The sequence below is a fragment of the Haliea sp. genome (genome assembly GCF_040222615.1).
Classification (GTDB): domain Bacteria; phylum Pseudomonadota; class Gammaproteobacteria; order Pseudomonadales; family Halieaceae; genus Haliea.
On sequence record NZ_JAVKCQ010000091.1, the window covers coordinates 1 to 6,955 of the forward strand.

Below are 6,955 nucleotides of genomic sequence, written 5' to 3' on the forward strand. Positions count from 1 at the left end.
CTCCAGCAGACGGCCAAACTCCGCGACCTCCGCATCGCGCACATTGCCGGCAGTTACCGGCAGATAGTGCGCCTCGATGCCCGCGGCCTCCGCGTCACGCTTGAGCTCGGCAAACGCCGGCTGGTCAGCGCCCTCGCCGTCTGGACGGTTGCAGAGGATATGCCGGACGCCACGCGCGGCCAGGACCGGAATGTCGTCGCTGCCAATCTGGCCGGATACTGTCAGGCCGTCGTCTAGTACTTTGATCTGCATGTAATCTCCCATTGGTTGGAAAGGCCGGGACAGGGCACCCCTGCCTCAAAGCAGATTGATGGGTAGCTTCAGGTACACCGTGCCATTGCTGTCCGCGTCGGGCAGGTGACCGGCGCGCATGTTGACCTGCAGCGAGGGCAGGATAAGCCTGGGCATGCCCAGCGTGGCGTCCCGGGCCTCGCGCATGGCCACAAAGTCGTCCTCCGTAATACCCTCGTGAACGTGGATATTGGCCGCGCGCTCCGCAGCCACCGTGGTTTGATATTCCACCTCGCGACCGTTGGGCATGTAGTCGTGGCACATGAACAGACGGGCCTCCCCCGGGAGGCTGAGAACACGGTGAATGGAGCGATACAGCACCCGCGCATCACCACCGGGAAAATCCGCCCGCGCGGTGCCGCCATCGGGCATGAACAGGGTGTCGCCGACAAAGACCGCATCCCCCATGACGTGGCTCATACAGGCGGGCGTATGACCGGGGGTATGCAGGGCGTGGCACTGCATGCCACCCACCTGGTAGCTGTCCCCGTCAGTAAACAGGTGGTCGAACTGGGAACCATCCCGGGCAAAGTCGGTACCGGCATTGAATACCTTGCCAAAAACGTCCTGCACGGTCTTGATCTGTTCGCCAATACCGATCTTGCCCCCCAACGCGTCCTGAATATAGGGGGCAGCGGACAGGTGATCGGCGTGCACGTGGGTCTCGATAATCCACTCCAGCTGCAGCGTGTGCTGGCGGATATAGGCGATGATCTTGTCGGCACCAGCGGTACTGAGGCGACCGGCGGCATAGTCGATATCCAGAACCGAATCCACTACCGCACAGGCTCTGGAATCCGGGTCGCGCACGACATAGGAAAACGTGTTGGTGTCCTCATCAAAGAACGGCACCACCTCGGGCTTGCAACTGAGATCCATCTCCCAGGTTTTTCTCGCTTGCATAACAGTCTCCTCAAACAGGGTAAAAAAAGCAGCGTCTTGCGCACTCAGTCATAGGAGAGCGCGGTGGCCCTGCCGTGGAACACGCGGTAGACATACACGGTATAGAAAAGGATCACGGGCAGCGTTATGACGATGCCAACCAGGGTGAACAACAGCGAATCCACTGACGCGGCCGATTCCCAGATGTCCAGCCGGCCGATGATCACATCCGGGAACACGCTGTAGGCAAGACCCAGGGTCGCCAGCAGGCAGATAAGCACCGTCGCTGCAAACAGCGCCCAGCCAAGGCCCTCCCGCAACAGGCGCGGATGGGCCAGCAGGTAGAAAACGAGCACCAGGCAGATTGCCGTCGCGAGCGGAATCGGCGCCAGCAGCAGCATGTTGGGCAGGCTGAACCAGCGCTCGGCGATCGCGCTGCTGACCAGCGGAGTGGCAATGCTGACCAGCAGCAGGCCGGCGGCCATTGGCCAGACCACGAAGCGCGCCCAGCGGATTGCCTTTTCCAGCAGCGCACCCTCTGTCTTCATCAGGAGCCAGCCACAGCCCAGCAGCAGGTATAGCGCGGGCAGCGCCACGGCGATCAGCGCGGAGAACAACAAACCAACGGTGCCGCCCTGCAAGCCTGTGACCCAGGCGCCCAGCATCCAGCCCTGGCACACTGATGCCAGCACCGAACCCGCAAAGAAGGCGCTGTTCCACAGGCCCTTGCGGTGGTCACCGGCCTTCACCCGAAGATCAAAGGCAACTCCGCGCAGGATCAACCCCATGAGCATCAGCGTGACCGGGATATAGAGCTGGCTCAGGATAATGCCGTGGGCCAGCGGGAAGGCTATCAGCAGCACTCCCACACCCAACACGATCCAGGTTTCGTTGGCGTCCCAGAAGGGCCCGATCGAGGCGACCATCATGTCCTTCTCATCGGCCTCGGCCAGTGGCAGCAGCATCCCGACACCCAGGTCATAGCCATCCAGGATCACGTAGACCAGCAACGCAAACCCCATGATCATCATGTAGACAACGGGCAACCAGTATTCCATGTTCACGCTCCTGACATCGCGTTGGGGTAGTGATCAGGCGAGTGCTCGCCCAGCGATGCCGCCGGCTTCAAAGCCAGGTGACGAAGAGCGCCGATGTAGGCCGCCAGCAACAGCAGGTACAGGAGCACATAGCCAAACAGCGTCGTGGCCACAGTCGCCGGCGGGTGATCGGCGGCGACATCCGCGACCCTCAGCACCCCCTGCACGATCCAGGGCTGGCGACCGATCTCGGAGACATACCACCCGGCGAGGACGGCAACCCAGCCAGAGAATGTCATCCAGGACAGGGCCAACAGCAGCGCCGGCGCGGGCGCACGCCCGGCGCGGGTTTGCCAGGCTCCCCACCAGGACACCAACAGCATCAGCGTGCCGATACCGAGCATTACGCGGAAGGACCAGAACACGGCGGCAACCGGCGGGTGCTCACCGGGAAACTCGTTGAGGCCACGAACCTCGCCCTGGGCATCGTGGGTGAGAATCAGGCTCGCGGCATAGGGAATTTCCACTGCCAACCTGTTCCGGCGCGCCTCCTCATCCGGCCATGCAACGAGGGTAAAGGGGACCCCTCGCTGCGTCTCCCAGACCGCTTCCATAGCCGCCACCTTGGCCGGCTGGTGCTCCAGCGTATTGAGGCCGTGGAGATCACCGGTGAACACCTGCAGGGGCGCCGCGACCGCAGCCAGCAGCAAGCCCGTACGCATCACTTTGATCGTTCCCGGACCACCCACGCCGGAGCGCAGGCGCCATGCACTCACGCCAGCGACAAGAAAAGCACAGGTCAGGAAAGACGCCAGCAGCATATGCACAAGGCGATAGGGAAACGAAGGGTTGAAAATGACGGCCCGCCAGCTCTCCACCATCACCACACCGTTCTCCAGCCGGTAGCCGGCGGGAGTCTGCATCCAGGAGTTCAGGCTCAGAATCCAGAACGCGGACAAGGTGGTGCCGACCGCCACCAGCAGCGTCGCCGTCAGGTGCATGCGCGGCGAAACCCGGTCGCGCCCGAACAACATGATGCCGAGGAAGGATGCTTCGAGGAAAAAGGCGCTCAATACCTCGTAACCCAGCAGCGGTCCGGCGACGTTACCGGCCTTCTCCATGAAACCCGGCCAGTTGGTGCCGAACTGAAAACTCATGGTGATACCCGATACGACACCCATGGCAAAGGTGAGCGCAAATATCTTCACCCAGTAGGCGTAGGCCTGGTCCCAGACCCGCTGCCCACTGCGCAGGCCGCGCCAGCGGAAGTACAACAACAGCCAGGCCAGGCCCATGGAAATGGCCGGGAACAGGATATGAAAGCTGATATTGGCCGCAAACTGAATTCGCGCCAGTAACACAGGATCGTCAAGCATCGGTATCTCCGGATACAGGTCTGGCTGACGCGCTCCGTGCCAGAGCGAGCCTTTGCCCAAGGAGATAGCAAGCCCTGTGCCAGAAAGCACAGACCGCACAGGAAACCTGTATCCACTTGTTTTACATGATTTTTTCCCAGATCAGTGCGGGGGCGCCTGGCAGTGGGGCTGGCCAGCCCCCGCGTTTCCTGCCATATTTGACAAAACACTTGCCAGGTATGACATGTCACAGATCATCTCCACCGACGCCGACCCGCGCCTGGCCCACATGCTGGAAGGGCACGACTGCCCCGCCATACTGGTCGACGCCGACTACCGGATACTCGCAGCCAACGATGTCTATCGCGACAGCTTTGGCGACATTCCCGCAGACAGCGGCGCGCACTGCTACCAGGTATCCCATGGCTACAGCGTCCCCTGCGACCAGGCGGGAGAGAGCTGCCCCCTCGCGGAGGCCCGTGAAAGCGGGCGCAAGGAACGCGTCCTCCACGTCCATCTCACGGCAACCGGTCGCCAGCATGTCGATGTGGAAATGCTGCCCATCCATGACGATCGAGGCCAACTGCTGTACTTTGTCGAGCTGCTGAAACCGGTACACATCGCCAGTGCCGAGCTGAGCACACAACAGATGGTAGGCCGCAGCCCCGCCTTCAACGCGCTGGTCAACCAACTGAACCTGGTGGCGCGCCATGACACTTCGGTGTTGCTGCTGGGCGAATCGGGCACCGGCAAGGAGCTCGCCGCCCAGGCCATCCACTGCGCCAGCCAGCGCGGCGACCAGCCCCTGGTCACGGTGGAATGTGCCGGCCTCTCCGAAACCCTGTTCGAGAGCGAGCTGTTCGGCCACACCAAGGGCGCCTTCACCGGCGCGTCGCAGAACAAGCCGGGCCTGCTCGAAGCGGCCCACCGGGGTACCTTGTTCCTGGACGAGATCGGCGATGTGCCGCTGGGCATGCAGGTAAAACTGCTGCGCTTGCTGGAGACCGGCAGCTATCGGGCGGTGGGCAGCACGCAGCTGCGCAGCGCCGAGTTTCGCCTGATCTGCGCCACCCACAAGGACCTGCAGGGGATGGTGCAAAGGGGTGAGTTCCGCCGCGACCTGTATTACCGGATCAACGCCTTCCCGATCCACCTGCCCTCCCTGCGGGAGCGGCGGGATGACCTGCCGCTACTGGCCCGGTCCATTCTCGGCAAACTGGCGGGGGAGCAGCGTTTCCACCTGACCGACTCGGCTATCCGCCGCCTCAACCGGGAAAGCTTTCCCGGGAATATACGTGAGCTGCGCAATATCCTGGAGCGAGCCATCATCTACGCCGACAGCAACGTCATTGATGCCCGCATCATCGAGCGCTGCTTCGCGGTGCCTGTGCCGGCACCTGCGGACGACGCCGCGCCCCAGCGCGACGGGGCCGCGGAATGGACCGACCTCAAGACCCGGGAGCAGCACTATCTGCGCGATCTGCTGCGCCATTGCGGCGGCGACAAACAGAGGGCTGCCGCCGTTGCCGGCATCAGCCTGCGATCGCTCTACCGCAAGCTCGGTGCCGACAATGCGGATGAGTGACAGGCGCAGGCGCCGAACTGATGCTATTGTGAGACTTGCTCCCTGCGCACCACACCGGGTCCAGGGCAAGACCACGCTACAGGGGGAACGACAATGAAAGCATCGGACCTGATGATCAAGGCACTCGAGGCCGAGGGTGTAGAGTACATTTTCGGCATCCCCGGCGAGGAAAACCTCGACCTGCTCGAGTCGCTACGGGAATCCTCCATCAAGCTGATTCTGACCCGCCACGAGCAGGGCGCCGGATTCATGGCCGCCACCTATGGTCGCCTCACCGGCAAGGTCGGCGTATGCCTGTCCACGCTTGGCCCGGGCGCGACCAACCTGGTCACTCCCGCAGCCTACGCCCAGCTCGGCGCCATGCCGATGCTGATGATCACCGGGCAGAAGCCGATCAAGACCAGCAAGCAGGGCCGCTTCCAGGTCATCGACGCCGTCGACATGATGCGACCGATCACCAAGTTCACCTGCCAGATCGTCAGCGGCGACCGCATTCCCTCTGTCGTACGCGAGGCATTCCGGCTGGCCTCGGAGGAGCGCCCCGGCGCGGTTCACATCGAGCTGCCGGAGGACATTGCCGCGGAGGAAACCAACATGCCCCTGATCCCGGCCAGCGTCGTGCGCCGGCCAATCGCCGAGTACAAGGCCATCAATGCCGCGGTGGCGATGATCGAGCAGGCGAAAAGCCCGGTACTGGTGATCGGTGCCGGCGCCAACCGCAAACTGACCTGCAAGATGCTGCGCGAGTTCGTCGACAAGACCGGCATCCCCTTCATCACCACCCAGATGGGCAAGGGAGTGCTGGACGAACACGGCGAGCTGTTCCTCGGCAATACCGCGCTGTCCGACAACGACTTTATTCACCGGGCCCTGGCCAAGGCCGACCTGATCCTCAACGTGGGCCACGATGTCGTGGAAAAGCCACCGTTCTTCATGCGCCCGGGGGGCGCCCGGGTGGTGCATATCAACTTCCAGTCCGCGGCAGTAGACCCGGTGTATTTCCCGCAGCTGGAAGTGGTCGGCGACATCGCCAACAGCATCTGGCAGCTCAAGGAACAGGTCACGGTGCAGTCCGGGTGGGATTTTGATTTCTTCCGCAAGGTGCACGCAGCCTACCTGACCCACCGCCGCGAACTGGAGGACGACGATCGCTTCCCGATCCTGCCGGAGCGCTTCGTCAAGGATATCCGGCGCGCCCTGCCCAGGGACGGCATCGTCACCCTCGACAACGGCGTCTACAAGATCTGGTTCGCCCGCAACTACCCCGCCGCCTTCCCCAACTCACTGCTGCTGGACAATGCGCTGGCAACCATGGGCGCGGGCCTGCCCTCGGCACTGGCGGCCAAGATGGTCTATCCGGAGCGCGCTGTGATTGCGGTCTGTGGCGACGGTGGCTTCATGATGAACAGCCAGGAACTGGAAACCGCGGTGCGACTCAAGCTGCACGTGGTGGTCATAATCCTGCGCGACGATGCCTACGGCATGATCAAATGGAAGCAGGCCAACATGAAATTTGCCAACTACGGCCTGGACTACGGCAACCCGGATTTCGTCGCCTATGCCGAATCCTATGGCGCCAAGGGCTGGCGGGTCGGCGCCACCGGGGAACTCCAGCCCCTGGTACAGGCCTGCCTGGCGGAACCCGCCGTTCACCTGATTGATGTACCGGTGGACTACAGCCTCAACGACGCCACCCTCAACGTCGCCATCCGCGAGCGCAGCAAGGCTATCTGACCCCCTCGGCCCGGGGCGCAAGCCGCCGGGCAGAGGGGGTCAGATAGCCTTGCTGCGCTCGCGGATGGCGA

6 protein-coding genes are annotated in these 6,955 nt (G+C 63.0%); 2 read left to right on the forward strand and 4 right to left on the reverse strand.

Features of this window, described 5'->3' with window-relative positions; all coding sequences use genetic code 11:
- The 4 genes from RJQ10_RS07840 to RJQ10_RS07855 form a co-directional block, all read right to left on the reverse strand.
- Positions 1-252: protein tyrosine phosphatase family protein (locus RJQ10_RS07840; protein WP_350145333.1), on the reverse strand; the 252-nt coding region annotated here is incomplete at its 3' end.
- 45 nt (positions 253-297) lie between these two features.
- Positions 298-1,194: an MBL fold metallo-hydrolase gene (locus tag RJQ10_RS07845; RefSeq protein WP_350145335.1), complete on the reverse strand. Its 897-nt coding sequence runs from the start codon at positions 1,192-1,194 to the stop codon at positions 298-300.
- Positions 1,195-1,238: 44 nt separating this feature from the next.
- Positions 1,239-2,231 carry a cytochrome d ubiquinol oxidase subunit II gene (locus RJQ10_RS07850; protein WP_350145337.1) on the reverse strand — a complete coding sequence of 331 codons (993 nt, stop codon included), beginning with the start codon at positions 2,229-2,231 and terminating at the stop codon, positions 1,239-1,241.
- Between the two features lie 2 nt (positions 2,232-2,233).
- A complete protein-coding gene (locus RJQ10_RS07855) occupies positions 2,234-3,586 on the reverse strand; it encodes a cytochrome ubiquinol oxidase subunit I (RefSeq protein ID WP_350145339.1) in 1,353 nt (450 codons plus the stop codon).
- Between the two features lie 223 nt (positions 3,587-3,809).
- Between RJQ10_RS07855 and RJQ10_RS07860 the strand changes: the two genes are divergently transcribed.
- Both RJQ10_RS07860 and RJQ10_RS07865 read left to right on the forward strand, forming a co-directional pair.
- Entirely contained in the window at positions 3,810-5,150 is a 1,341-nt protein-coding gene (locus RJQ10_RS07860) for a sigma-54 interaction domain-containing protein (protein ID WP_350145341.1), read from the forward strand.
- A gap of 93 nt (positions 5,151-5,243) precedes the next feature.
- The gene (locus RJQ10_RS07865; protein ID WP_350145343.1) at positions 5,244-6,884 is read left to right on the forward strand and encodes an acetolactate synthase large subunit; all 1,641 of its coding nucleotides are present in this window, start codon (positions 5,244-5,246) and stop codon (positions 6,882-6,884) included.
- Positions 6,885-6,955: the final 71 nt, after the last annotated feature.

Excerpts from the sequence above, each read along its gene's own strand:
- RJQ10_RS07865 (WP_350145343.1), top strand. The coding sequence starts at position 5,244 with ATGAAAGCATCGGACCTGATGATCAAGGCACTCGAGGCCGAGGGTGTA.
- RJQ10_RS07850 (WP_350145337.1), bottom strand. The coding sequence starts at position 2,231 with ATGGAATACTGGTTGCCCGTTGTCTACATGATGATCATGGGGTTTGCG.
- RJQ10_RS07860 (WP_350145341.1), top strand. The coding sequence starts at position 3,810 with ATGTCACAGATCATCTCCACCGACGCCGACCCGCGCCTGGCCCACATG.
- RJQ10_RS07855 (WP_350145339.1), bottom strand. The coding sequence starts at position 3,586 with ATGCTTGACGATCCTGTGTTACTGGCGCGAATTCAGTTTGCGGCCAAT.
- RJQ10_RS07845 (WP_350145335.1), bottom strand. The coding sequence starts at position 1,194 with ATGCAAGCGAGAAAAACCTGGGAGATGGATCTCAGTTGCAAGCCCGAG.